20 protein-coding genes are annotated in these 24,664 nt (G+C 45.4%); 13 read left to right on the top strand and 7 right to left on the bottom strand.

Going from position 1 to position 24,664, the window contains the following annotated elements; genetic code table 11:
- The first annotated feature begins 135 nt into the window (after window positions 1-135).
- Together DFP81_RS06420 and hutC are read left to right on the top strand one after the other, a co-directional pair.
- Window positions 136-795 carry a cytochrome b/b6 domain-containing protein gene (locus DFP81_RS06420; RefSeq protein WP_115896929.1) on the top strand — a complete coding sequence of 220 codons (660 nt, stop codon included), beginning with the start codon at window positions 136-138 and terminating at the stop codon, window positions 793-795.
- Window positions 796-878: 83 nt separating this feature from the next.
- Window positions 879-1,634: a histidine utilization transcriptional repressor HutC gene (gene hutC, locus DFP81_RS06415; protein WP_245959101.1), complete on the top strand. Its 756-nt coding sequence runs from the start codon at window positions 879-881 to the stop codon at window positions 1,632-1,634.
- An 18-nt stretch (window positions 1,635-1,652) separates the two neighbouring features.
- Here hutC and DFP81_RS06410 read toward each other — a convergent pair whose 3' ends face one another.
- Window positions 1,653-2,276 (bottom strand): HutD/Ves family protein, encoded by a 624-nt coding sequence (locus DFP81_RS06410; protein WP_115896927.1) that lies wholly within the window; start codon window positions 2,274-2,276, stop codon window positions 1,653-1,655.
- Window positions 2,266-3,675, bottom strand: a complete 1,410-nt coding sequence (locus tag DFP81_RS06405) for a formimidoylglutamate deiminase (protein ID WP_115896926.1) — start codon at window positions 3,673-3,675, stop codon at window positions 2,266-2,268. Before DFP81_RS06405 ends, DFP81_RS06410 begins: the two co-directional genes overlap by 11 nt.
- 302 nt (window positions 3,676-3,977) lie before the next feature.
- Between DFP81_RS06405 and hutU the strand changes: the two genes are divergently transcribed.
- From hutU to hutG, 4 genes are all read left to right on the top strand, one after another.
- Window positions 3,978-5,666, top strand: coding sequence for a urocanate hydratase (hutU, locus tag DFP81_RS06400; protein WP_115896925.1), 1,689 nt, complete (start codon window positions 3,978-3,980; stop codon window positions 5,664-5,666).
- Window positions 5,667-5,785: 119 nt separating this feature from the next.
- Window positions 5,786-7,321 carry a histidine ammonia-lyase gene (hutH, locus tag DFP81_RS06395; protein ID WP_115896924.1) on the top strand — a complete coding sequence of 512 codons (1,536 nt, stop codon included), beginning with the start codon at window positions 5,786-5,788 and terminating at the stop codon, window positions 7,319-7,321.
- Window positions 7,322-7,416: 95 nt separating this feature from the next.
- Entirely contained in the window at window positions 7,417-8,655 is a 1,239-nt protein-coding gene (gene hutI, locus DFP81_RS06390; RefSeq protein ID WP_245959100.1) for an imidazolonepropionase, read from the top strand.
- The gene (gene hutG / locus DFP81_RS06385; RefSeq protein ID WP_115896923.1) at window positions 8,648-9,478 is read left to right on the top strand and encodes an N-formylglutamate deformylase; all 831 of its coding nucleotides are present in this window, start codon (window positions 8,648-8,650) and stop codon (window positions 9,476-9,478) included. The genes hutI and hutG overlap by 8 nt, the downstream gene beginning before the upstream one ends.
- A 425-nt stretch (window positions 9,479-9,903) precedes the next feature.
- Here hutG and DFP81_RS06380 read toward each other — a convergent pair whose 3' ends face one another.
- Entirely contained in the window at window positions 9,904-11,184 is a 1,281-nt protein-coding gene (locus DFP81_RS06380) for a dicarboxylate/amino acid:cation symporter (RefSeq protein ID WP_115896922.1), read from the bottom strand.
- A 235-nt stretch (window positions 11,185-11,419) separates the two neighbouring features.
- Window positions 11,420-12,127, bottom strand: coding sequence for a cysteate racemase (gene cuyB / locus DFP81_RS06375; RefSeq protein ID WP_245959099.1), 708 nt, complete (start codon window positions 12,125-12,127; stop codon window positions 11,420-11,422).
- A 235-nt stretch (window positions 12,128-12,362) separates the two neighbouring features.
- On the opposite strand from cuyB, the gene DFP81_RS06370 reads away from it, so the two are divergent.
- The 4 genes from DFP81_RS06370 (at window position 12,363) to DFP81_RS06355 (ending at window position 17,644) form a co-directional block, all read left to right on the top strand.
- The gene (locus tag DFP81_RS06370; RefSeq protein ID WP_115896921.1) at window positions 12,363-13,289 is read left to right on the top strand and encodes a LysR substrate-binding domain-containing protein; all 927 of its coding nucleotides are present in this window, start codon (window positions 12,363-12,365) and stop codon (window positions 13,287-13,289) included.
- 2 nt (window positions 13,290-13,291) lie between these two features.
- Window positions 13,292-14,983: a transporter substrate-binding domain-containing protein gene (locus DFP81_RS06365; protein ID WP_115896920.1), complete on the top strand. Its 1,692-nt coding sequence runs from the start codon at window positions 13,292-13,294 to the stop codon at window positions 14,981-14,983.
- Entirely contained in the window at window positions 14,980-16,407 is a 1,428-nt protein-coding gene (locus DFP81_RS06360; RefSeq protein WP_115896919.1) for a sigma-54-dependent transcriptional regulator, read from the top strand. The genes DFP81_RS06365 and DFP81_RS06360 overlap by 4 nt, the downstream gene beginning before the upstream one ends.
- Before the next feature lie 286 nt (window positions 16,408-16,693).
- Window positions 16,694-17,644, top strand: coding sequence for a sensor domain-containing diguanylate cyclase (locus DFP81_RS06355; protein ID WP_115896918.1), 951 nt, complete (start codon window positions 16,694-16,696; stop codon window positions 17,642-17,644).
- A 111-nt stretch (window positions 17,645-17,755) separates the two neighbouring features.
- Here the strand turns inward: DFP81_RS06355 and DFP81_RS06350 are convergent, their stop codons facing one another.
- Window positions 17,756-18,409, bottom strand: coding sequence for a nitroreductase family protein (locus tag DFP81_RS06350; RefSeq protein WP_115896917.1), 654 nt, complete (start codon window positions 18,407-18,409; stop codon window positions 17,756-17,758).
- A 160-nt stretch (window positions 18,410-18,569) separates the two neighbouring features.
- Between DFP81_RS06350 and DFP81_RS06345 the strand changes: the two genes are divergently transcribed.
- Window positions 18,570-19,520, top strand: coding sequence for a LysR family transcriptional regulator (locus DFP81_RS06345; RefSeq protein ID WP_115896916.1), 951 nt, complete (start codon window positions 18,570-18,572; stop codon window positions 19,518-19,520).
- A 9-nt stretch (window positions 19,521-19,529) separates the two neighbouring features.
- Here DFP81_RS06345 and DFP81_RS06340 read toward each other — a convergent pair whose 3' ends face one another.
- On the bottom strand, window positions 19,530-20,441 hold the full coding sequence (locus DFP81_RS06340) for a LysR substrate-binding domain-containing protein (protein ID WP_115896915.1): 912 nt from the start codon (window positions 20,439-20,441) through the stop codon (window positions 19,530-19,532).
- A gap of 108 nt (window positions 20,442-20,549) precedes the next feature.
- Here DFP81_RS06340 and DFP81_RS06335 point away from each other — a divergent pair, with 108 nt between their 5' ends.
- Window positions 20,550-21,707, top strand: coding sequence for a TauD/TfdA family dioxygenase (locus tag DFP81_RS06335; RefSeq protein WP_115896914.1), 1,158 nt, complete (start codon window positions 20,550-20,552; stop codon window positions 21,705-21,707).
- 87 nt (window positions 21,708-21,794) lie between these two features.
- Here the strand turns inward: DFP81_RS06335 and DFP81_RS06330 are convergent, their stop codons facing one another.
- Complete coding sequence (locus DFP81_RS06330) at window positions 21,795-23,105, bottom strand: YjiH family protein (RefSeq protein ID WP_115896913.1); 1,311 nt, start codon at window positions 23,103-23,105, stop codon at window positions 21,795-21,797.
- Between the two features lie 263 nt (window positions 23,106-23,368).
- On the opposite strand from DFP81_RS06330, the gene DFP81_RS06325 reads away from it, so the two are divergent.
- On the top strand, window positions 23,369-24,604 hold the full coding sequence (locus DFP81_RS06325; protein WP_115896912.1) for an NAD(P)/FAD-dependent oxidoreductase: 1,236 nt from the start codon (window positions 23,369-23,371) through the stop codon (window positions 24,602-24,604).
- The last annotated feature ends 60 nt before the right edge of the window (window positions 24,605-24,664 follow it).

Genomic DNA, 24,664 nt, shown 5'->3' with positions numbered 1-24,664 from the left:
TATAGTGCTGAATAGCGAAAGCTGCTGTGAAACGCACAGTTTTATTTAGTCGACTGGGGTTGTGTGGTATAGAACGCATAGTGAGTACGGCAAAGTTTGAGAGTCAGATTAACATTTGTGCAGCGAGGTGAAGAGATGAAGTCGATATTAGTATGGGATTGGTCTATTAGGGTTAGCCATTGGCTAATGGTGCTGTTGTTTACCGGTTTAATTATCACCGGGCGCTTCGAACGTGCGTATTTTGATTACCACTTCTACCTAGGTTATAGCTTGTCTGCGTTGGTTGTTTTTCGTGTGATTTACGGTTTTTATGGCTCTCGCTATGCCAAATTTAGTCAGTTTATAAAGGCTCCTAAGGTGGTTGTTCATTATTTGAGAAGCTTCTTGAAAGGCAAGCCGAATAGGCACTTAGGGCATAACCCCCTTGGCGCTTTAATGGTAGTGGCACTTTTAATCGGGTTGACTCTACAGTGGGGGTCTGGGTTATTTACCAGTGATGACTTATTCTGGACTGGGCCATTAAACGCCTACCTCGCTGAGGATTGGCAAAGTTGGATGGCATGGCTTCATCATGTTTTGCCAGATATTTTATTGTGGTTAGTTGGACTACACGTAGCCGCTGTTTTTTATCATGAGTTATGTTTAAAAGAGCGCCTTGTGTCAGCGATGATTCATGGCAAAAAAAGGACACATCAGGCTCGCCCTGAATCAATCACCACGCCTCGTTGGGGAGTGCTGTTTGCTTTGTTAATGGGAGGAGCTTGGTTGGTTTGGTTATGGTTATTGCCTGTTTGATTTAAATGTCTATACAAGTTGTTAGAGAGCCAGTACTCACGATATAATGAACGAATTGATTTATTAACCGATTAGGATGTCCTTTGTCAGACAAGACCGTAACCATGCTTGAGCATTTATTTGATGGCTTGCCAGACGTGCCTCAGCCTATTTACTCGAAGCTAAAGCAAGCGATTAGCCAAAAAATCTCAGCGGGTGAGTGGCAGGCCAATCAACGGGTGCCATCCGAAGCGGAAATTGTTAAATCTCTTGGCGTGAGCCGCATGACGGTCAACCGCGCCTTGCGTGAACTTACCGTGGAAGGCTTGCTGGTTCGCCATCAAGGTCTTGGCACCTTTGTGGCAGAGAAGAAGTCTCATTCGGCGCTCTTCGAAGTGCATAATATTGCTGAAGAAATCACCGCTCGCGGTCATCAGCATAGGGCAGACTTGCTGATCCTTGAGTCTGCTAAAGCCACGGTTGAAGAGGCGATGATGTTAGGGGTGCGTACCAATCACAGTATTTTCCGTTCTGTGGTGGTGCATTATGAAGACGACTCGCCGATCCAAATAGAAGAGCGTATCGTCAATGCAAGCCGAGCGCCGGATTACGATCAACAAGATTTTTCCAAACATACTCCTTATGAATATCTCATGACAACGGCGCCGATGACAGAAGGTGAACACTTGGTTGAAGCGGTTTTGCCTTCTGCCGAGGAATGCCAGCGTTTGCAAATAGCAGACAGCGAACCCTGTTTGCAAATCAAACGCCGTACTTGGGCGGGTGATGACATTATTACCGCTGCTCGTTTGCTGCATCCGGGATCGCGCTTTCAGCTATTTGGTCATTTTGGCCGTTAGGTCTTTATCTAATATCCGTTAGCGGTTGGTTATTTCTATTAACACACCGCTGCCGCTGATAATTTGGATGCATTCACACTCAGTAGGATGGGCAGAGAAAGTGATAAAGCTCTGAGCGGGTAGACTGAGTGTTTCTGTGTCGCCATTGCCTTCTATTTGCACCCCAACAATGCTGTCTTCATTGGCATAGAAGCCGTTTAAAAGAGCTTTTCTACTCGACCAGGTTAGCGAGGTGGGGGCAAAGCCTGCCTGCACGTTTGCAATCGTATCTTTGGCTCGCACCATGATGTTTAAGTCTTCGATAGGGCCCTTTATTAGACTGGCGTAGGTGCGATCACCGCCGGTAAAACGAGCCATGTCTAAAGGGTTCTTCAAGCTATGTTCGAGCCTTTCGTTATGCCCATTACTATGGGTTAGCCGCATCCCGTTGCCGGTTAATAATACTAGGGTACGATCCAAACCGCTGAAGTCTGAAAATACCCCATCGTCTGCTACGGATGCTTGGCTGATGCGAAAGCGAAGCCCTTGCTCGTCATCATCACGCTGAATTTCTAAGGTCTCGCCTAGGCCATTTTTCCACGGCATACGCTGATAGTTTTTTTGCTCAATAAGTTGATAGTGAAATGGGGTGTTAAGCGTCATACATCACCTTTTTAATAACCTGGATAAACGCCTTACGACTGCTTTCTTCCTGCTCATGATGGAAGTTTGCTATCCGCTGTTGGCCGGCGACAAAAACGTCTTTGATCAAATTTTCATTGCTGGCAAAGAGCCAGCGATTAAGTAAGTCCTTACTTTTGCTGGCCGCAATAAAAGGTTGGCTTTCATCCAGTACCATAAAATCGGCCCTATGCCCGATCGCTAAGCCAAGGGACACATCACAGGCTTGATTGCCGCCTAATAAGGCTTGTTGGAAAAGGTTATCGCCTATGCTGGTTTGCTCTGGTCGGTATAAGCGATTGCGCTGTTGGTCGCGCAGTCGCTGGCTATATTCTAAGGTACGTAATTCTTCGACAATCGACAAGCTGACGTGGCTATCAGAGCCAATTCCCCAGCGTCCTTGCTCTTTTTCAAACTCAACGCCAGGAAAAATGCCGTCACCTAGATTCGCCTCTGTGGTTGGGCACAGCCCTGCGATGGCTTGGCTGCTGGCAATGGCTTGGCGCTCTTTGTCGGTGAGGTGAGTTGCGTGTACCAGACACCAGCGATCATGCAATCCAATTTCGTTATTGAGCCATTCGACAGGGCGTTGTCCGCTCCAATTGATGCAGTCCTGCACCTCTTTTTGCTGCTCTGCAATATGAATATGGATAGGACTTGTCTTATTGAAAGAGGTGTTGAGTGATTCCAGCACAGTGTCGATTTGCGATTTAGTGACTGCGCGCAAGGAGTGGAAACAAATTCCCAATTTATGAGTGGCGTGGTTGGCTAGTTTTTCCGCGCAGGCTTGGTGCAAGTCGAGATAAGAATCCGTGGAATGAATAAAACGTGCCTGTCCTGCATTGGGGGCTTGTCCGCCAAATCCTGAATGGCTATAGAGCACCGGCAGCAAGGTTAATCCTATACCTGAGTCATCAGCGGCACCGATAAGCTGATTCGACATTTCGCCAAGCTGGCCATAATGCTTACCGCCGATATCGTGGTGCAAATAATGGAACTCGCCTACTTGGCTATAACCGGCTTTAAGCATGTCGATATAGAGCTGTTTGGCGATGATATGAGCATCGTCTGGGGTGAGTTTTTGGACGATTTTGTACATCAGATCCCGCCAACTCCAGAAGCTGTCATTGGGGTTTAAGCTGATTTCTGCGGCGCCAGCCATGATGCGTTGAAAAGCGTGGGAATGTAGGTTGGCCATGGTGGGCAACACCGGACCTGATAAGAGGGTCGCCTGATGACATGGGGTGGTGTTTTCTACAAAGGAATGGAATTGGCCATTTGTAACCGAAAACAGCACATTGCTCGCCCAGCCTGTTGGCAATAGGGCTCGCTCGGCGAAGAAATATTGAAGGTCAGAATTCGTTTGATTGAAGCTGCTCACAATGCCATTCCTAGCTTGATTAGAATAGTTTGAGTGTAATGTAAAACATAATGTATATACAAGTGTGTTTTTCTTGTTTTACCTCAAATCGAGTATGACTTAGTTTTAGCCCTTGTTTTATAGGGTCTTTGATCCTTAATATTGATTGTTGATCCGGTTTTGCACTGTGGGGTAGCGTGTTTTTTTATAAAAAAGGCTTGCATATACAAATGTTAGATTCTATCTTTGTTTTAATTGTATATACATGTTTATTCTAATTTATCTCAAGTGGCCAGATAGGCTTTCTTTTAAGGGTGCAGAAAATGACGAAACAAACACTTGCTCAAAAACGCTATCGCGCCGGTGTCGTTAAAGCGGCAACAGGGACAACATTGACCGCAAAATCGTGGTTGACCGAAGCGCCAATGCGCATGCTGATGAACAACTTAGATCCAGATGTTGCGGAAAACCCAGAAGAATTAGTGGTGTATGGTGGTATTGGTCGTGCTGCTCGTGATTGGGAAAGTTACGACAAAATCGTTGAGTCCCTTACGAATCTTGAAGATGATGAAACCTTAATGGTTCAGTCTGGTAAGCCAGTGGGCGTGTTTAAAACACACAGCAATGCGCCTCGCGTGTTAATCGCTAACTCTAATCTAGTGCCACATTGGGCGAATTGGGAGCACTTCAACGAACTAGACGCCAAAGGTTTGGCTATGTACGGCCAAATGACGGCAGGTTCTTGGATTTACATTGGTAGCCAAGGCATAGTGCAAGGTACTTACGAAACCTTCGTTGAAGCAGGTCGCCAGCATTACGATGGCAACCTAACGGGTCGCTGGGTGCTAACCGCAGGTCTTGGTGGCATGGGTGGGGCACAGCCTTTGGCGGCGACGTTAGCGGGCGCTTGTTCTTTGAATATTGAATGCCAGCAAAGCCGCATCGATTTCCGTCTACGTACCCGTTATGTGGATGAGCAAGCAGCCGACCTAGACGACGCGCTAGCACGCATAAAAAAATACACAGAAGAAGGCAAAGCGGTTTCTATTGCTCTATGTGGCAACGCAGCAGACATCTTGCCAGAAATGGTGAAACGTGGTGTTCGTCCAGATATGGTGACTGACCAAACATCGGCACACGATCCATTAAATGGTTATTTGCCAACTGGCATGAGCTGGGAAGAGTACCGTGAAAAATCCCTAACGCATCCAGCTGAAGTAGTCACCGCGGCGAAGCAAACCATGGCGGTGCATGTACAAGCCATGTTGGACTTCCAGAAAATGGGCGTGCCAACATTTGATTATGGTAACAATATTCGTCAGATGGCGATGGAAGAAGGGGTGGAAAACGCCTTTGATTTCCCAGGTTTTGTGCCAGCGTATATTCGTCCATTGTTCTGTCGTGGCATTGGGCCATTCCGCTGGGCGGCGCTATCTGGTGACCCTGAAGATATTTATAAAACCGACGCTAAGGTAAAAGAGCTGATAGCCGACGATGAACACTTGCATCATTGGTTAGACATGGCTCGTGAGCGTATTCAGTTCCAAGGTTTGCCAGCGCGTATTTGTTGGGTAGGGCTAGGCCAGCGCGCCAAGCTTGGTCTGGCGTTTAACGAAATGGTGCGCAGCGGTGAATTGTCGGCTCCCATCGTGATTGGTCGTGACCATCTAGATTCAGGCTCGGTAGCGAGTCCAAATCGTGAAACAGAAGGCATGCAAGACGGGTCCGATGCGGTATCGGATTGGCCGTTATTAAACGCCTTGCTGAACACAGCGTCTGGCGCAACTTGGGTCTCTTTGCACCATGGTGGTGGCGTTGGCATGGGCTTTTCACAGCACTCCGGTATGGTGATTGTGTGTGATGGCAGTGATGACGCGGCTGAGCGTATTGCCCGTGTACTTCATAATGATCCAGCAACAGGTGTGATGCGCCACGCGGATGCGGGTTATGATATCGCCATCGATTGTGCGAAAGAACAAGGTCTTAACCTGCCTATGATCACAGGTAAATAAGCTAAATAAGCAAATTTGAAAGAAAGCGGCTGCCTGATGGCGGCCGTTCATCTATAAAAAATAGGGCTGTTTACAACATAAGACAGCATTATATTTGTACCGAATAAAAGAGAGATCACATGTTTGAACTAACGATAAAACCAGGTCAATTGACGCTAAATGAAATACGTCAAATCAGCCGCCGTGCGGTAAAGCTGAGCCTAGACGAAAGCGCTCATGAAGCCATTAATGCCAGCACCCAAGTGGTCAATGATGTGATTGCAGAAAATCGTACCGTATATGGTATCAACACTGGTTTTGGGTTGCTGGCGAATACCCGTATCGCGCCAGAAGATTTAGACGAATTACAGCGCAGTATCGTGTTGTCTCATGCGGCCGGTATTGGCGAATTAATGGAAGATAAAACCGTTAAACTGATTATGGCGCTTAAGGTAAACAGCCTAGCACGTGGTTTTTCTGGTATTCGTTTAAAAGTTATCCAAGCCTTGCTGACACTGATCAATAAAGAAGTGTATCCCTGTATTCCCAAAAAAGGCTCAGTGGGCGCGTCCGGTGATTTGGCACCATTAGCGCACATGAGCACGATTTTGCTAGGTGAAGGTAAAGCCCGTTATCGAGGTGAAATTATTTCTGGTCAAGCGGCCTTATCTATTGCTGGACTGGAGCCAATTGCCTTGGCCCCTAAAGAAGGCTTGGCTTTGCTAAACGGCACTCAAGCATCGACGGCGTTTGCCTTAGAAGGGTTATTTGAAGCGGAAGATCTGTTCGCCTCGGCGGTAGTGTGTGGCTCTCTTTCTGTGGAGGCGGCGCTAGGCAGCCGAAGCCCATTTGATGATCGTATTCATCAGGTTCGCGGCCATCAAACGCAGATCGATGCCGCTGCTGCCTACCGTCATCTATTAGGCGAAAGCAGCGAATTAGGGGATTCCCATCAAGGTTGTGAGAAGGTACAAGACCCGTATTCTTTGCGTTGTCAGCCACAGGTTATGGGTGCATGTTTGGAGCAGATTCGCAGCACGGCGAAAGTATTGTGTGTCGAAGCCAATTCAGTTTCAGATAACCCATTGGTGTTTGCCGCAGAAGGCGACATTATTTCTGGTGGTAACTTTCACGCTGAGCCAGTGGCTATGGCGGCGGATAACTTGGCCTTGGCGATTGCTGAGATCGGCAGTTTGTCTGAGCGTCGTATGGCGTTATTGATCGACAGCAACCTGAGTAAATTACCACCTTTCCTTGTGGATAACGGCGGAGTGAACTCTGGTTTTATGATCGCTCAAGTGACCGCAGCGGCTTTGGCCAGTGAAAACAAAACTTACGCGCATCCTGCGTCTGTGGACAGCTTGCCAACCTCTGCAAACCAAGAAGATCACGTTTCAATGGCCACTTTTGCTGCCCGTCGTTTGAAAGATATGGCGGAAAATACTCGTGGAATTTTGGCGGTTGAGATTCTGTCTGCGGTACAAGGTTTAGACTTTAGAGCCCCATTGAAATCCACCAAACGCTTAGAAGAAGCGCGCGCCACATTACGTGCCCGAGTGCCTTTTTATGATAAAGACCGTTACTTTGCCACGGACATTGAAAAAGCCAATGAGTTGTTACTAGAAGCCGCTCACAACGGCTCGATGCCAGCAGGCTTGTTGCCAAGCGTGGCTTAAATTATTGAGGCAGAATAGGCGAATAAATGCGCCTCGTAAGAGGCATTTTTATTCGCCGGTAGCAGACGAGCAATGGCAACCAGTAGAGGTAACAAATGACAGCATCAATGGCCAGTAATGACGAACGTCTTAAGTTTGATAGTGTATGGCGAGGCGCTCATGTAGCGACCATGAAAGACGGGCGTTACAGCACGATTGAGAACGCTGCGATTGGCGTTGTTGGTGGTCGTATTACCTGGATAGGCGAAGCGCAAAATTTGCCTGACTTTGAGGTGCTAAAGGTGCACGATTTAGGGGGAGGTTGGGTGACCCCAGGTTTGATCGATTGTCACACCCATTTGGTGTTTGGGGGCAATCGTGCCGGTGAATTTGAGCAGCGTTTGAATGGCGTGAGTTATAAAGAAATCGCCCAACAAGGTGGTGGCATTGCCTCTTCAGTGAACGCCACCCGTGCTGCCAGCGAAGCAGAATTGGTGGCTAGTGCTGCACGGCGTTTGCAAAGCTTGATGGCCGATGGCGTCACTACCATTGAGGTGAAATCAGGTTATGGTTTGTCCCTCGACAGTGAGCTAAAAATGCTACGGGTCGCCAGTGTTTTAGAAAACAAGTACCCAGTGACGATTAAGCGTACCTGTCTAGCCGCGCATGCCATGCCACCAGAGTTCGATGATAAAGACGCCTACATTGATTACCTATGTGAGACAGTATTGCCGAAAGTGGCCGCTCTGGGTCTTGCTGATGCGGTCGATGCATTTTGTGAAGGCATTGCCTTTAGCACCGAGCAGGTTGAGCGATATTTTCAAAAGGCCCGTGAGCTAGGCCTGCCGATTAAAATCCACGCGGAACAGCTGTCTGCTTTAGGTGGCACACGCATGGCGGCCTCTTATCAGGCGTTATCCGCCGACCATTTGGAGTTTATCGACGAGGCCGATGTAAAAGCCATGGCGGAATCTGGCACGGTAGCGGTATTGTTGCCAGGGGCATTTTATACCTTGAAAGAAAGCCAGTTACCACCGATGGATTTGCTGCGTCAATATGGTGTAGACATTGCCATTGCCACCGATGCCAACCCGGGTACATCGCCTGCTTTATCGTTACGTTTAATGATGAATATGGCGTGTACCTTATTTGGTATGACGCCGGAAGCCGCGTTGGCTGGGGCGACGATTCATGGCGCGAAAGCCCTGGGGATCAGTGACTCTCATGGCTCTTTAGAAGTGGGCAAGGTCGCAGACTTTGTGTGTTGGGATGTGGAAAGCCCTGGCGAACTTTGTTATTGGTTAGGGGGGCAATTAGTCAAACAACGCATCCAACACGGAGTATCCCATGAGTAATGTCGATCTTCAGCCTGTTCATAGCCGTATTGAATCACCGTTTGAATTTCATCAAGGGGATTCGCCATTATTGGTAAGTATGCCTCATTCTGGTCTGCGTTTAACCGCCACAGAAGAAGAGTCTCTCACTGACAAAGCGCAGCGCTTGCCAGACACAGACTGGTACATTCCAGAACTTTATGGCGATTTAGCGGCGCGTGGCGTGAGTGTTATTTCTGCTAATTACTCGCGCTATGTTATTGATCTTAATAGACCTTATGATGATGCTGCACTCTATACAAGCAAAACAACAGGCTTGTTCCCAGACATTTTGTTTGATGAGAGTCCGACGTTTTTAGCTGGAAAAGAGCCCAGTGAGGCGCATCATTTATTATGCAAAGAGCAGATCTGGCGCCCGTATCATCAGCAAATTGAAGACGAGTTGGCTCGTATTAAAGCCAAATTCGGTTACGCTATTTTGTTGGACGCGCACAGTATTGCAGCACAAGTGCCGATGTTGTTTGAAGGCAGGCTGCCAGACTTTAATTGGGGGACCAACGCCGGTGAGTCTTGTGCTCCTGCGGTATTAAAAAGTGCGCAAGAATGTTTATCAGAAGACTACAGCCAAGTGGCTAACGGTCGCTTCAAAGGCGGCTATATTACCCGCGCTTTTGGTCAGCCAGCGCAGGGGATTCATGCTATCCAGCTGGAACTATCCCAAGCGACTTACCTAAACGATGATCTAGTAAAGCAAGGTCAATACTTGCTGGATGACGATAAACTTCCCGCGATTCAAAAGCAGATCAGTGCGCTGGTGGACGCCTTGTTACAGACAAAACTCTAAGTTTTTCTGGCGCCTAGACAGCTCATTAGTGAAACACAAGACCCCCCATTTCGTGAAAGCGGCATGGGGATTTTTTTTGATATGCTAATAAATGCTCTTGCTGCCGCTAAGAGGGAAGTGATCGTGTTTGAAATAGCGATATTTATAACGAGATAAAATGGTAATTAGTGGGAAAACACGAACCATCTATGCCTGAGGGAATTGACCGCTGCCTGTGTTGGATTGAGCAAATGTATAATCCATCGCGTATCTTTGGCACTAATCGATTGTGCGAAGCAGCTGTTTCACATCGTAGAATAGCCCTATTAAATCTACAACTCGGCATTTCAATCGCCACCGTGTTATTGACAAAAAAACGCCCGTCTTTTGCAAGGCGGGCGCTTTTTATGGGTCGTGGTTTATTCGCCGTTTATGGCTAATAAATCTTATGCCACATTTGTTTCTTTGCTGTAGCCTTCTTTGTTGTAGATAGACTCATCTAGCTCGTTTTCACTCTTACCAACAAGCGCAGACACCATCAAGTCACCACATACGTTTACGCTGGTTCGTGCCATGTCTAGGATACGGTCGATACCGGCAACAATCGCTAGACCTTCAATAGGTAGGCCAACAGTAGTAAGTACCAATGACAGCATGATCAAGCCCGCGCCAGGAACGCCAGCAGTACCAATAGAAGCCAGAGTAGACGTCATGATGATAAGTAGGTAATCAGCCATGTCTAGATCGATACCAAAAGCTTGTGCGATGAAAAGAGCACACACACCTTGGTATAACGCGGTGCCATCCATGTTGATGGTCGCACCCAATGGCAATACGAAGCTGGCAACGCCTTTTGATACACCAAGTTCTTCACGTGATGCTTTGATTGTCGCAGGCAAGGTGCCGGAGCTACTAGTTGTCGTAAAAGCAACGGCAGCAGGGTTTAGCAAAGCTTTTAAGTAACGTACTGGGTTAAGACGTCCGATAGTACCGATTAAGCCTGCATAAACGACAATAACGTGAACCACACAACCTAAGTAAACGACCGCGATTACTTTGATTAATGGTAGTAGTACTTCGATACCGTATTTGCCTGAAACCCAAGCCATTAAACCGAATACGCCGTATGGCGCTAGTTTCATAACCAGTTCAGTTAGCTTGTACATAGCTTCTGCAAGGCTTTCAAAAACAGCAACAGCAGGTTTTGCTTTTTCGCCACACAAGTTAAGTGCGATACCTAAGCCCAATGCGAAGACAATGATTTGTAAGATGTTGCCGGCTGCTAATGCATTAACTGGGTTTTTAGGAATAAGGTTTAAGAAGGTTTGTACTAGAGTAGGCGCTTCTTTTACAACGGTTGACGTTTCGTTGGCAACCATGTTTAGACCCATACCAGGAGCAAAAACAGAACCGAAAACTAGACCGATGGTAATAGCGACAGCGGTTGTTCCTAAATAAAGAACAACGGATTTAGCGCCAATGCGCCCCATTTTGCGGCTGTCTTCCATCGAGGTCACACCGACCACGAGAGAACAGAAAATAAGTGGCACAATCAGCATCTTGATCGCGTTTACGAACAAGGTTCCGATCGGTTTTAGAAACTCAGCATCTGGCCCTAGGAAAACCCCAGCTAAGACACCCAATCCCATGCCGATAAAGATCTTTTGCCATAATGGCATTTTGCCCCAAAAGCCGGGTTGCTTTTGGCCTACTGTGTTATTTGTCATAGAGTTTTCCTTTTGTGTTGCGTTATTTTTTAGAATTTATATTTAGGTAAGATAGCAAGTGGTGTGCCACTTAAGTTTTTATATTTAACTTGTTGTTTTTTAAGAAAATATTTCTTTTGTTATCAGAGGATAACGTTATAACTTATGTTATTCATAAATCTTATTATTTTTATAAAATTTCTTATTTTTCAAATGGTTATCATCAATATAACCAAGTGTCACCCTATAACTTAAGTTATAGGGTTTTTAGTTGCTCAGCGGCATACCATTCAACACAAGCTTTTGCGAGTGTGTCTGTGGCATCGAGTGTGAATGGTTTTGTTTCAGAATGAATATGATCTAGAGCGAAAGGGATTTCGGTACAGCCAAGGATCACGGATTCGACTCCAGTGAGTAATAATTCCTTAACGCATTCTTCTAGTGTGCTGGCTCCTTGCTCGATGGAACCGGCTTTGACTAAATAGATGCCGTTCATGATTTTTTCTTGTATCTCGGTCGACGGCTGTGTTAATTCAATACCATACTGAGCTAACTCTTTGCTATAAAACCCTGCTTTTAACGTGCCGTCGGTGGCCATTAGGGCGACGGATTTGATGTGTTGGCGTGTGAGTTGTTGAGCACACGTTTGCGCAATATGCAAAATGGGAACTGAGCTAATGCGCTGTAAATCTGGGTGCCAATAATGGGCTGTATTACATGGAATCGTGATGCAGCCAACATCGGTACCGATTAACGTGTTTAACCCTTTAGCGAGCGCTGGTAAAGGTGACTCTCCGGCTCCCATAAGAAACGCGGTGCGGTCTGGAATTTGTGGAACACAATGTATCTGCAGTGGGATATTTTCCTGATCACTACTGGCATGTGTATGGTGAATGATCTTTTGTACGAAATCCAATGTCGCCAAAGGTCCCATACCACCTAAAATACCAATTGTTGAAGTCACACTGATTCCCCTCTTGAAATTAACCAAGCAACATTAGCGCTGAAAGTTGAGGGGTTCTAATGCCAGTTTTGCAATGCTTATGCACGTTAGGCATATGCTATATTTTTATTTATTAAAATCAGTTGTTTATGGTTTTTCTTTTAATTTACATTAAACCAATTAAAGTGGCTTAATGAGGTGTTTATTACACTCAAAAAGGTAAATTCTATGTTATTCACTAGAAGGTCTGCTCCCGATGAATATTGAAACCAAGTGGCTTGAAGATTTTTTATCACTTGCTCAGACTCAAAGTTTTTCTAAATCTGCGGAGGAGAGATTTTTAACTCAACCTGCTTTTAGTCGTCGCATTAAAGCGCTTGAAGCCGCTGTTGGTCGTGAGTTGATTGATAGAACGCGATTTCCAGTCCAGTTAACCGATGAAGGTACTTTATTCCGGATTACGGCAAAAAATCTGGTGTCACAATTAAATGAAAGTATTGAGCACCTGTGTTCCTTGAAGAAATCGGCAACCCCAGTGCTTAATATGGCTGTCTCGCATACTTTATCCTTGTCTCTCTTTCCTGCGTTTGCACAATCAATTAAAGCGGATTTAGAGCATGTTCAGATCCGTCAGCTAGTTGCTAATGTGGATGACAGCGTTCATGCATTAAAAAATGGCTTGTGCGATTTCTTGGTGGCATTTGATGACTTTACGCTATCAAATGGATTGTTTTCGAGACTTGAATTGCAAACGGAGTCGTTAGTACCTGTTTGTTATCAGGATGAAGAAGGGCTACCGATTTATGATTTGGATGCCAAACAGCAAGCAGAAATCCCTTATCTAGCTTATCCTGAGGGAATCTATCTGGGACGGCGAGTGAAAGGTTTACTGGATGATCCGCCGCATAAATTAAATTTGCGTCAAATGTTTGAATCACCGATGGCGGACAGCTTAAAGGTCATGGCATTACAGCGTATGGGGGTGGCGTGGGTGCCTACCTTTGCGGTAACAGAAGAGCTTAAGCAAGGGTTTTTGTCTATTTGTGGTGGCGCTGCCTGGCAATTGCCATTAAAAGTCTTCGTCTATCGTTGTAATCGCATATTAAGCCCTGAAGCAGAACGGCTTTGGGGGATTTTGCAGCTTCGTTATGAGGATGCGGGTCAGTCATTGGATAAAATATAACTATGTTTCGATATTGTTTGTGTGTTTGCAGTTTGTTTTTTCTTTCTGCTTTTGACGCCAGTGCTCGTGGGCAAACAGACTCGACCAATAACCTTGTTATTATCGGTGGGGATTTTAATTATCCACCTTATGAGTTTATTGACAAAGAGGGGAATCCTGCTGGCTATGGCACCGAGCTAACGAAAGAAATTGCGGCTGTAATGGGCATCAATATTGAAATACGTTTAGGGAAATGGTCGGACATGCGAGAGGCCATTGAAAATGGCGAAATCGATGTTCTACAGGGAATCGCCTATTCAGCTGAGCGGGCTAAACTTTATGATTTCTCCCCTCATTACGCGATAGTAAACCAGTCCGTCTTCGCGCGAGATGACCAGCCCACCAGTATTAATAGCATCGAAGATCTACAAGGCAAAGAAGTCATAGTGCAGAAGCATGGCATTATGCACGACCTAATACTAGAACAAGATATCAAGATAAACTTATTCACCGTCGATACACACGCGGATGCGCTGCGTTTATTGGCATCGGGGCAGCATGATTATGCGGTGGTAGCGAATCTTCCGGGTTTATATGTAGGCCAAGAGTTTGCTTTGTCTAATATTAAACCAGTGGGGCAAACCTTTGCAGCACAGCGTTATGGGTTTGGGGTCAAAAAAGGCAATGAAGATTTGTTGGCGAAGTTTAGTGAAGGCCTCGCGATTTTGAAGAATACCGGCCGGCAGCAGGAAATCTACGATAAATGGTTTGCCGCATTAGAAAGAAGCCAGTACCCATGGAAAAAAGTTGGGCAGACCACGGCGATTGTTTCACTGTTATTATTGATTTCTTTGGGGGGTATAGGGGTCTGGAACCGTATGCTCAAAAAAGAAGTGAATCGTCGTGCCGAAGAGCTGAAGCAGCAGCAAAAGCAGTTACTTCAAGCGGATAAAATGGCGTCGCTGGGGGTGTTGGTGTCAGGAGTAGCTCATGAAATTAACAACCCGTGCAGTTTAGTGTCGATGAATATCTCTATACTAAAAGGCGTGCTACGGGACAGCGAAGGCGTGTATGAGGCGCATTACCAGCAACATGGTGACTTTAATTTAGGCGGTATTCCTTACAGCAGGATGCGTGAAAAAATTCCGTATATGTTGGAAGACATTGCCACAGGGGCACAGAGAATTCGTCGAATTGTTGATGATTTACGAGACTTTGCGCGTCAAGGTCCACTGGACTTGAGTGAACAGGTTGATCTTAACTTAGTCGCTGAAGTGTCTATTCGGCTGGTGGACAATACGATCAAGCAATCTACCTTTGCGTTTAGTACAGAATTAAACAAGGCGTTACCAACTTTTTTAGGGAATAAGCAAAAAATAGAACAAGTTGTGATAAATCTGATTGTTAATGCATGCCAAGCACTGAATAACCCGCAACAGGGGATTAAGGTTTTCTCTTATGTTAATGAAGTAAGGGGCATGGTGTGTTTAGAGGTGCAAGACCAAGGGCGAGGTATAGAAGCGGGTGATCTTTCTAAGCTTAATGATCCATTTTTTACCACAAAACGAGATCAAGGTGGAATGGGGTTAGGGCTTTCTGTGTCATCGGGGATTGTTCAAGAGCATGGCGGGACGCTGGAATACGAGTCAGTTTTAGGGCTAGGGACGCGAGCAATCTTGTCCTTACCCATTCATGTTAGAGGCGAAGCAATATGAGCGGAAACTTATCCCCCTCATTCGGTGTGTTATTGATAGATGACGAGGTTTCATTTTTACGCAGCTTTAGTTTGTTGCTCGAAACCGCAGCGGGCATTAATCATCTTTATACTTGTGATGACAGCCGTCAAGCGATGGACCTAATAGATAAGCATTGCATAGGCTTGGTGCTGTTAGACATTAATATGCCCCATTTATCGGGCGAATCTCTGTTGTCGGAAATAGTCGCAAAGCACCCAGAAATTCACGTTATTATTGTGAGTGGTTTAAATCAATTAGAAACCGCCATGAATTGCATTCGTTTGGGAGCGTTTGACTATTTTATTAAAAGTAGCGAAGAAAATCGCCTTATCGATGGCATTAAGCGTGCAATTGAAATGCAGGAAATGCGCCTTGAAAACCAAGAAATGCGCCGCTTGTTTTTCTCTGATACGTTAAAACATCCTGAAGCGTTCACCAACATACTGACGCAAGATAAAAACATGAAGTTGGTGTTTCAATATTTAGAGTCTGTGGCAGAGAGCAGCCGTCATGTATTGATTACGGGTGAAAGCGGAACAGGCAAAGAAGCCATTGCCCAAGCAATACATGACCTGAGTGGGCGCAAAGGTTCGTTAGTCAGTGTCAATGTGGCTGGAGTAGATGATAGCTTTTTCTCAGATACCTTATTTGGACACGCGCGAGGTGCCTTTAGTGGCGCTGACCAAGCACGCTCAGGAATGGTAGAGCAAGCAAATGGTGGAACGCTATTTTTAGATGAAATAGGCGATCTTAGTTTGGCATCACAGGTGAAATTGCTGCGCTTACTGCAGGAAGGGGAGTATTACCCGTTAGGCTCAGATACCGCTAAACGTCTTGATGCTCGCTTAGTGGTGGCTACCCATCAAAATTTAGATGCTAAACAAGCAGATGGGAGCTTTCGAAAAGACTTATATTACCGCTTATGCACTCATCAAGTAGAGTTGCCAGCATTAAGAAAAAGGCCGGCTGATATTCCTTTATTGTTAGAGTACTTTCTTGAAAAAGCAGCGGAAGAGTTAGGTCGGAGTAAACCCACTGTACCAAAAGAGCTGCTGGTATTGCTGCAAAATTACGCTTTCCCAGGCAATGTAAGAGAGCTTCAGGCATTGTGTTTTGATGCAGTAAGTCGCCACCGCGGCGGTATTCTATCAATGGCTGTGTTTAAGCGAGCTTGTGAAAACACAGATACGGCTTCACTTTCTGATATGACAGACGCTTTTTATCAATACCCGGACGACTTTCCGCTCCCGACCTTACAAAAGTCAGCGGACTTGCTAGTGGATGAGGCAATGAAGCGAGCCAATGGGAATCAATCTGTGGCATCCCGCTTGTTAGGTATTTCGCAACCAGCTTTGAGTAAAAGGTTAAAAAGCCGTAAAGGCGCAGATACCCCTTCTGAATAGATAAATTGCGTGTGTTTTTGCATCAAGAGTCAGCGGCGGCTGCAGCTGGCTCTTTTTTTGTTGTCCCTTCCCTTTAAATAGAATCTTTGTATTTTCAAAAGCTTACAATTCTAAATTGAGATGTGTTTAGGCCTGTACTAGGCTTAATTTTAGCATTTTAGATAGGCCTCTGAGATAGTGCTTAAAGTGATCCAACGCTGCACTGAGCGCCTGTCAGAGTTTGCACTAGAATCGTATAAGACCGCGTTGATTAATAATGCCATTTTGTGGAATAAAGGAACTGTGAGTGGAAGATTCAAACGATTTTTTGAGATTAATCTTAGACTCAATTGCAGAGAGTATTGCGGTCATTGATGAGTTGGGTGACATTCGATTTGTAAATCATAGCTGGTCTCAGTTTGGCTCAGATAATGAGTGTGCAGCCGCGCAAGATTGGAGCCAGGTGAATTACCTTTCTGTTTGTGATGGGGCTGCGTTAGCTGGCGATGAGTTTGGGGCTTTGGCTGGGGCTGGAATTAAAAGCGTAATTGATCAAACAGAGGCGTATTTCAATTTAGAGTACCCTTGCCATAGTGATAATGAGCAGCGCTGGTTCATTATGCGAGTCTCGCCTTTTTCCCTTAACAAAGAGCACTTTTTTGTGATTTCTCATCAGGATGTCACCGAAAGAAAGCTGGCTGAAAAAGCGGTAGAGAAATTGGCGCGTCGAGATGGTTTGACCAATATTTATAACCGCCGAGCGTTCGATGAAATTTTAAACGAGCAATGGCTGCAATGTTTATCAGTAAAGCAACCTATTAGCCTAGCGGTGATTGACCTAGACCACTTCAAATTACTTAATGATACTTATGGTCATCAAACAGGGGATGACTGCTTAATTGCCGTGAGTGCATTATTAAAAAACTTTGCCCGGCGAACCGGAGATGTCTGTGCGCGTTATGGTGGGGAAGAGTTTGCGGTTATTTGGAGTTATACGACTTTATTGGAAGCTCAATCACTGTCTCAAGCTTTACTAGAAGAGATACGTCAGCTAAGAATACCAAATGAGCGTTCGCCGATTGTGCCTTACATGACGGCCAGCATAGGTCTGGTCGAAATGACCCCAAACCGAATATTGGAAACGAGAGACTTAATTGCACAAGCGGATGATCTTCTTTATCAAGCCAAAGAAAGTGGCCGCAATAAAGTCTCAAGCTTGATTGTTATACCGTCCACTGCCATCCAGGGCCAAAATTAGAGTCTCGAATAGGCTATACGCAAGGGTGGCATTGGCATAAAAAAGAGCAGACCACGCTGGTGGCTGCTCTTTTTTCAAATCTTGTCTTGTTCTACGTTAGGCTAAAGCGTATTACAGTACCGTTAGGATGTCTTCAAGAGCAAGGCGAGATTTTGGTAATGCGGCATTATAGTCTTCCGCTGCATCGTGATAGCCCATTGCTAGCGCTACGTCGCATTGGTAGCCTTCAAGCTCTGGGAACAATTCACTGATAAGCTCGTGATCAATGCCTTCCATAGGGGTTGAATCGATGCCCATACGAGCAAGCACTGTCATTGCGTTGCCAAGCGCGATGTAAGTTTGTGCTTTTGTCCATGGTGCATTGATGCCGTTCTCATCGGTATTCATATCAACGAAACCGAAAGCGCCAAACGCTTGTTCTTTGTTTTCTGCTTTAGTACGGCCAATTTTAATATCCGCATCAATTACTTTTGCATAATCATCACGTGTGTACTGTTTTTTCTGCGCAAAAAGGATGGTGTGTGATGCTGCTTTAGCGTGTTTTTGGTTGAACTGGAATTTATTGGCAAACGTGTCATGGAAGCGTTGTTTTGCTTCATCGCTCTCAATCACAATGAATTTCCAAGGTTGTGAGTTGATAGAAGATGGAGAAAGACGAATCGCTTCGTAAATCACTTCTAGATCTGCTTGAGAAATACGTTTAGAGGCATCGTAGTGTTTTACTGTGTAGCGTTTTTCTAGTTCAGAAATAATTGGGTTAGACATTTAGGTCTCCGTAAAAATATAAGCAACTTGGCAGTGTGGCCAAATAAGATGGCGCCATACTAACGCTTCTTCAACAAATGGAAAACAGGGTTTTTGTTGAATTATTATCAATTCTTATTTGATAATACTTTCATGACATTTTTATGGAAAAGGTTGAATTATGCAGCTTGAAGATCTTCGAGTAGTGCTGAATGTGGCAGAGTTTCGTAGCATTACCGCAGCGGCTAGGCATCTTGATATGCAAATGGCGACCGCCAGCGCGGCGGTTAAGCGAATCGAAACGGCGTTGGGCGTCGAGTTGTTTGTGCGTACCACTAGGCATTTACGTTTATCGTCGGCGGGTGAGCGCTATCTGCCACAATGTGCGGAGGCTTTATCGTTACTTGAGCAAGCAAAACAAACCATTCATAACGATCTTGATGTAATTAATGGGGAGATCCGTATTGCTGTGTCGTCCGATTTTGGTAGAAATTTAGCGGTACCTTGGATCGATGATTTTATGACGCAGCATCCAGAAGTGACGTGCCGTGTTCATATTAGTGACAGTAATATCGATTTTTATCGTGATGCACTGGATATGGCGCTGCGCTATGGGCCGCCAGCTGATTCAAATTTATATGGTTTTAAAATCTGTAATGTACCGCGCTTGCTGGTGGCTAGCCCTAGTTATATTGATCAAAATGAGATGCCTCAGCAGCCAAAAGATCTACTGAGTCACAAGGGATTATTCTACCAGCTGCAAGAAATCCTCAATGATACATGGCGTTTTTTTGACGATGAACGAAGCTATAAAGTGAAGCCGAAAGCCTATTGTGCCGCTAATGATGGTGACCTAGTGAGACGCTGGTGTGTGGCGGGAAAAGGCGTGGCAATCAAATCCTCTTTGGACATTGCAAATGACTTGCTGTCAGGTCGATTAGTGCCTCTAATGCAAGACTATAAAGTACCTCAAGGTGAGCTTTGGCTGATTTGTTCTAGTCGCCAGACCATTACCCCTACGGTTCGTCTGTTACGCGATTTATTTCGTGAGCGCACTCAAGCAGTGCTGACAAAACTTGTGGCGAACGGGGTGATCGACGCCAGTATTTTGGAAGAAACCAAAAGGAAATAAAGCGCCTCGTTAATGATGATTAGGAGGTGTTACTTTGCCCAGTTCAGTAAATAGCCAATCACGAAACACCATTGCAGATTTAGACAGGGGCTTGCCTTCAGGGAAAGCAAGAAAGTAATTGTCTTCGCTTGGCAAGGCCTCTTCAATAGGGGCGATTAGCCTTTTATCTGGCTCTTCTTGAGCAATGAAATCAGGGTAAGCGAGCATCACCCCGAGTCCGCATTTAACCATTTGGTAAGCCGCCGCTAGAGTATCTACTTTATGGCAAATTACGTTAGCGTCGCTCATATCAACGCCCATTCGCTCAAACCATAGGGACCAAGAATGGCTACTCCCCATAATGTCGATAAGCGGCAAGGCAAGAAAGTCTTTGGGGGTGTGAACTAAATGGGCCACCTGAGGGGAACAAAACGCCTTCACTTCAGCTTTCAGTAGAGGCTCTAGGCTTAACCCAGGCCAACGGCCATTGCCATTCATGATGGATAAATCATAACGACTTTCTGAAAATTCTCTTTCCCAATTGGAGTGTATCAATTGCAATCTGATACCAGGGTATCGGGCGCAGAACGTATTAATATGCTGGCTTAACCAAAGGGATGAAAAGGCGTAATTTACATTCAAGACTAAGCGGCCTTCACCTACTGGTGAGAAGATATCCGCCGTTTTGCGTTGTAAATTATTCAATATACCCTGCACAACAGGAAGATATGCAAGCCCGCTATTCGTGAGGCTGACTTTTTTGTGTTTACGCACAAATAAAGGCTCACCTAAATGGTGTTCTAGCAATTTAATTTGCTGGCTTACGGCGGATTGAGTCATGTTGAGTTCACGTGCCGCAGCGCTGAAGTTGAGCAAGCGAGCTGCAACTTCAAACGTTCTTACCCAATTCATAGGGGGAAGGTCTGTTTTCATCTTACCCATCACAATTACTTATTAACTTTGTGAAAATATGTTGTTTGAATAAAATATACAATAGATCTAGCATGGTTTGGTGAATTTAGTTGATGCGTTTTGCCTTAGGAGTACACCATGACCACCAATATTAGCCATTCAGGTCGCTGTCTTAACAACAGAAGCATTTCCTCTGTGGTGCAAGCCGAGCATAGTCTAATGGTGGTGTGGAGTGACGGATCAGAGTCGCAATATCATTACCTTTGGTTACGAGATAATTGTTCTACGGCGTTTCACCCTGATACCCAAGAACGGGATTTTGACTTATTGAGTGTGAGCGAAGAAATTTACCCATTGCAGGTTCAGATTAATGAAACAAATTTGGACATTATTTGGTCCGAAGGAGGGCACAAGAGTTCATTTAGCCAGACTTGGTTGCATCAACATGATTATTCTCGTACTGATAGAGCAAGGCATACAAGCAGTTATCAAAGCTGGGACTCGTCATTTATTCAGCGCATTCCGCGGGCGGATTATCAGTCAGTGGTTGACGATAACAAGGCGCTTTATCAATGGATGGCAGCATTAGACAAATTTGGCTTGACGATTGTAGAGGGCATGCCTGATACCGTGGAATCCACGGTAACGTTAGCAACTCGAGTGGACTATTTACGTCAAACGAATTTCGGCACCACTTTTGATGTGGTGTCTGTCGCATCCCCTATTAACCTAGCCTATACCTCAATTTCACTGCCGCTGCACACGGATCTGCCTAATCAAGAGACACCACCTGGCTATCAATTTTTACATTGCCTCGCCAATGAATGCGAAGGAGGAGAGTCGACTTTTGTGGATGGCTTACGAGTCGCTGAAGAGTTACGTGAGCAATGTCCAGATCACTTCGCCCTCTTGTCAGAACAGGTTGTGCCGTTTCGATTTCATGATAAAGAACATGATATTCGTCAGCATCATAGCGTGATTAATGTGGATGATTTCGGCAATATTATTGAAGTTAAATACAATGCACACTTAGCTTCAGTGTTGGACCTACCTGTTGATGTAATGCACGACTATTACCTTGCTTATCGCAACCTGATGGCGCGGTTACGTGACGAGCGTTTTAAAATCGAAATTAAACTGCAAGCGGGTCAAATGGTCGTGTTTGATAACCGCCGTGTGCTACACGGGCGTAACCAGTTTGAAGACAAAGGTGGTCGTCGACACTTACATGGCTGTTATGTGGATCGCTCTGAATTTAAAAGCCGTTTACGAATGCTTGCCGAGCAGTATGGTTAAGTGGTGGTATGGGCTATAAGTGATAAGAGCAGTAAGAAAAGCCAACCTAGCGGGTTGGCTTTTTACTATTGAGCGCTGCTAACCTGGTTATACGCTGGCAGCCCAGAAGGCAACAGGGGTCGCGATGGCCATGGTGAGCAGGGTACGTATGTACCAAACAACCAGTATTTGTCGGATTGAAATAGGGATTTGAGTCGACAAAATACAAGGGATAGACGCCGAGAAAAAGAGAATCGATGAAATGGAAATTACGCCAATAACGAACTTGGTTACGAACATACTTTTGGCCGCGATCAATGCCGGAAGAAACATTTCAGCTAGACCTGTTGCAGAGGCTTTGGCAACCAGCATTGGGTCTGGTAACTGCAATACCCATGCAAATGGGTAGAAAAGATAACCAACCCAATCGAAAATCGGTGTGTATTTAGCTAACAACAAGCCAAGTAACCCCACCGACATAATGGAAGGCAAAATACTCATTGCCATTAACATGCCGTCTTTGGTGTTTTGGATGATGCTTTTAGTTAGTGGTTCAGCTTGAGAGGCAACGGATAAGCCCTCTTTTAGTGCATGTTGAATGCGAGAGCCTTTCATTTCGTCTACGTCTGTAACGGCTTTTTCATTGTTCATACTGCGTAATGGTGGCAAGCGAACGGTAATGGCAGTCACGATAAAGGTGATGAGTAGGGTGCTCCAGAAAAATAGATTCCATACTTCCATCAAGCCTAACGTTTTCGCAACGATAACCATAAAGGTAGCAGACACAGTAGAGAACCCAGTCGCAATAATCGCAGCTTCTTTAGCGGAATACTGTCCTGATTTGTACACCTTGTTGGTGATTAATAAGCCAACAGAATAGCTGCCAACAAAGGAGGCAACTGCGTCAATGGCGGATTTACCTGGGGTTTTAAAAATGGGCTTCATAATCGGCTGTAGAAGGATGCCTGCTAATTCTAAAAGACCGTAACTGATTAAAAACGCTAAGAAAATAGCACCAAGCGGCACAATTAATCCAACCGGTACAACCAGTTTTGAGAATAAGAAGGGCAGCATGTCTTTTTCAAATAAGAAAGCGGGGCCGACAGAAAAGAAAGCCATTAACGCAGTCATTACGCCAAGGACTTTGAATACGGACAGTACTTTATTAGTGGTGCTGGTGTGCCATGTCCCTTTCCAAAAAGGATAGATTCCCCCAGCGATGATCACGATCAGGGCATAGACTTGGATACTGTAAGCGAAATCGGAACGCAGCCAAGAGACGATGTGATCCAGTGGTATAGTACTTTTACCGTTTAGAGTAATCGGCATAAAAAAGAACAGGAAACCAATGACGCTAAATAAGATGAGCTTTGCAGCAGCAAGCCCTTTGTTTGTCGTTTGAGTGTTGCTTGAGTTCATGGGGGTCGTCCCTTTTGGTTTTAGTTGCTATCGTAAAGGCAAGAATTACGCCAATATGTATATACAACTTGTATTTATGTTTGTTTTTATTGTTGAACCAACAAGTGACAATAAGAGAGTTAGTGTTTTTAGAGGCAATAGTCTCTATTAACCGCTCTTTTTTACTTGCGGGAATAATTTACCATCAAAAATACATCATTAATACATGTATAGACAATTGGTGTTTTTTAATAGCGTTTTAAATGGATCGTTAAGGAGAAGGTATGGCTGAATTTTTGGTGTTAGGCGCAGGGATGGTGGGTGTTAGTAGTGCGCTTGCGCTACAGGCGGCGGGCCATACCGTGACACTTGTGGACCGTATTGAGGCTGGCTGTGAAACCAGTTATGGCAATGCTGGCATCATTCAAGCTGAAGCGGCAGAGCCTCATGCCTTGCCAAGACATTTTATGAGCTTGCTGAATTATGCCTTTGAGAGGGGCAATGATGTAACCTGGCGGTTAGATGGATTGCTGCAAATGGCGCCGGCTCTGCTGTCTTACTTTCGACAATCTTCCGCCGCTCGGCATAGCAAAATTGCTCATGTTTATTCTCAGCTTACTTCACGCTCAACTACAGATCATGAAGTTTGGATTTGTGATGCCAGTGCAGAGCATTTAATTCAACGCAATGGCTTTGCTATGTTCTATCGAACGGCAGAGGCGTTTGATGACGCCACACAAAAAGCCACTTTTCTGACTAAGGAATATGGTGTTATATCTCGCATTATTGAGGGCAAAGATTACCGTGTAGAAGAGCCTATGTTGCAGTCCGATCCGGTAGGAGTGGTTAATTTTGAGCAGAATTGGAGCTGTCGATCGCCGGGTGATTTGACGAAAGCATACGCGGACTTGTTTGTGTCTCGTGGTGGGCGCTTTGTTTTTGGTGAGGCGAATAGTTTGCAGCAAAGCGCAACCGGCTGGCGAGTCATGACTGAAGCAGGGGAATTGAGTGCCGAGCAGGTGGTGATCGCACTTGGGCCTTGGTCACCAGAGCTATTGAAGCGCTTTGGTTATTATATTCCGATGATTTATAAACGTGGTTATCATGGGCATTTTACCTCACCCACGGCGCTAACGCGGCCGTTAATGGATGTGGAAAATGGCGTGGTTGCTTCAGCGATGACATCTGGTCTTAGGGTGACAAGCGGGGCAGCGTTAGTACCAATGACGGCGCCACTTGATACACGTCAGTTGGATCGTGGTGCTAAGGCGTTAAGTGACATACTTCCCCTAGGAGGCAGGGTGATTGAGCCTCAATGGGTAGGAACTCGTCCTTGTATGCCAGGCATGTTGCCCTTGGTGGGAGCGGCGCCAAAACATAAGGGCTTATGGTTTAATTTTGGTCATGGGCATCAAGGTTTTACATTGGGGCCGACAACCGCAGAGCTTCTAGCGAAGTCGATTGCAGGTGAAGAAAGTGCCTTACTTAGTGCATTGGCGCCAAAATACCAGTTAGGTTAGTTTGCTGGAAAATGGCTAGGCGCAGATTAGCGAATTGAATTGACTGTTATCAGCGGCAAG

It is taken from the genome of Marinomonas pollencensis (assembly GCF_003387375.1).
Taxonomy (GTDB): Bacteria; Pseudomonadota; Gammaproteobacteria; order Pseudomonadales; family Marinomonadaceae; genus Marinomonas; species Marinomonas pollencensis.
This window is presented reverse-complemented; position numbering and strand designations above follow the sequence as displayed.

Bases quoted from the DNA above. Each gene is read 5' to 3' on its own strand.
- DFP81_RS06420 (WP_115896929.1), top strand. From the start codon at position 136: ATGAAGTCGATATTAGTATGGGATTGGTCTATTAGGGTTAGCCATTGG.
- DFP81_RS06410 (WP_115896927.1), bottom strand. From the start codon at position 2,276: ATGACGCTTAACACCCCATTTCACTATCAACTTATTGAGCAAAAAAAC.
- hutU (WP_115896925.1), top strand. From the start codon at position 3,978: ATGACGAAACAAACACTTGCTCAAAAACGCTATCGCGCCGGTGTCGTT.
- hutH (WP_115896924.1), top strand. From the start codon at position 5,786: ATGTTTGAACTAACGATAAAACCAGGTCAATTGACGCTAAATGAAATA.
- hutI (WP_245959100.1), top strand. From the start codon at position 7,417: ATGACAGCATCAATGGCCAGTAATGACGAACGTCTTAAGTTTGATAGT.
- hutG (WP_115896923.1), top strand. From the start codon at position 8,648: ATGAGTAATGTCGATCTTCAGCCTGTTCATAGCCGTATTGAATCACCG.
- DFP81_RS06380 (WP_115896922.1), bottom strand. From the start codon at position 11,184: ATGACAAATAACACAGTAGGCCAAAAGCAACCCGGCTTTTGGGGCAAA.
- DFP81_RS06370 (WP_115896921.1), top strand. From the start codon at position 12,363: ATGAATATTGAAACCAAGTGGCTTGAAGATTTTTTATCACTTGCTCAG.
- DFP81_RS06365 (WP_115896920.1), top strand. From the start codon at position 13,292: ATGTTTCGATATTGTTTGTGTGTTTGCAGTTTGTTTTTTCTTTCTGCT.
- DFP81_RS06360 (WP_115896919.1), top strand. From the start codon at position 14,980: ATGAGCGGAAACTTATCCCCCTCATTCGGTGTGTTATTGATAGATGAC.
- DFP81_RS06350 (WP_115896917.1), bottom strand. From the start codon at position 18,409: ATGTCTAACCCAATTATTTCTGAACTAGAAAAACGCTACACAGTAAAA.
- DFP81_RS06345 (WP_115896916.1), top strand. From the start codon at position 18,570: ATGCAGCTTGAAGATCTTCGAGTAGTGCTGAATGTGGCAGAGTTTCGT.
- DFP81_RS06340 (WP_115896915.1), bottom strand. From the start codon at position 20,441: ATGGGTAAGATGAAAACAGACCTTCCCCCTATGAATTGGGTAAGAACG.
- DFP81_RS06335 (WP_115896914.1), top strand. From the start codon at position 20,550: ATGACCACCAATATTAGCCATTCAGGTCGCTGTCTTAACAACAGAAGC.
- DFP81_RS06330 (WP_115896913.1), bottom strand. From the start codon at position 23,105: ATGAACTCAAGCAACACTCAAACGACAAACAAAGGGCTTGCTGCTGCA.
- DFP81_RS06325 (WP_115896912.1), top strand. From the start codon at position 23,369: ATGGCTGAATTTTTGGTGTTAGGCGCAGGGATGGTGGGTGTTAGTAGT.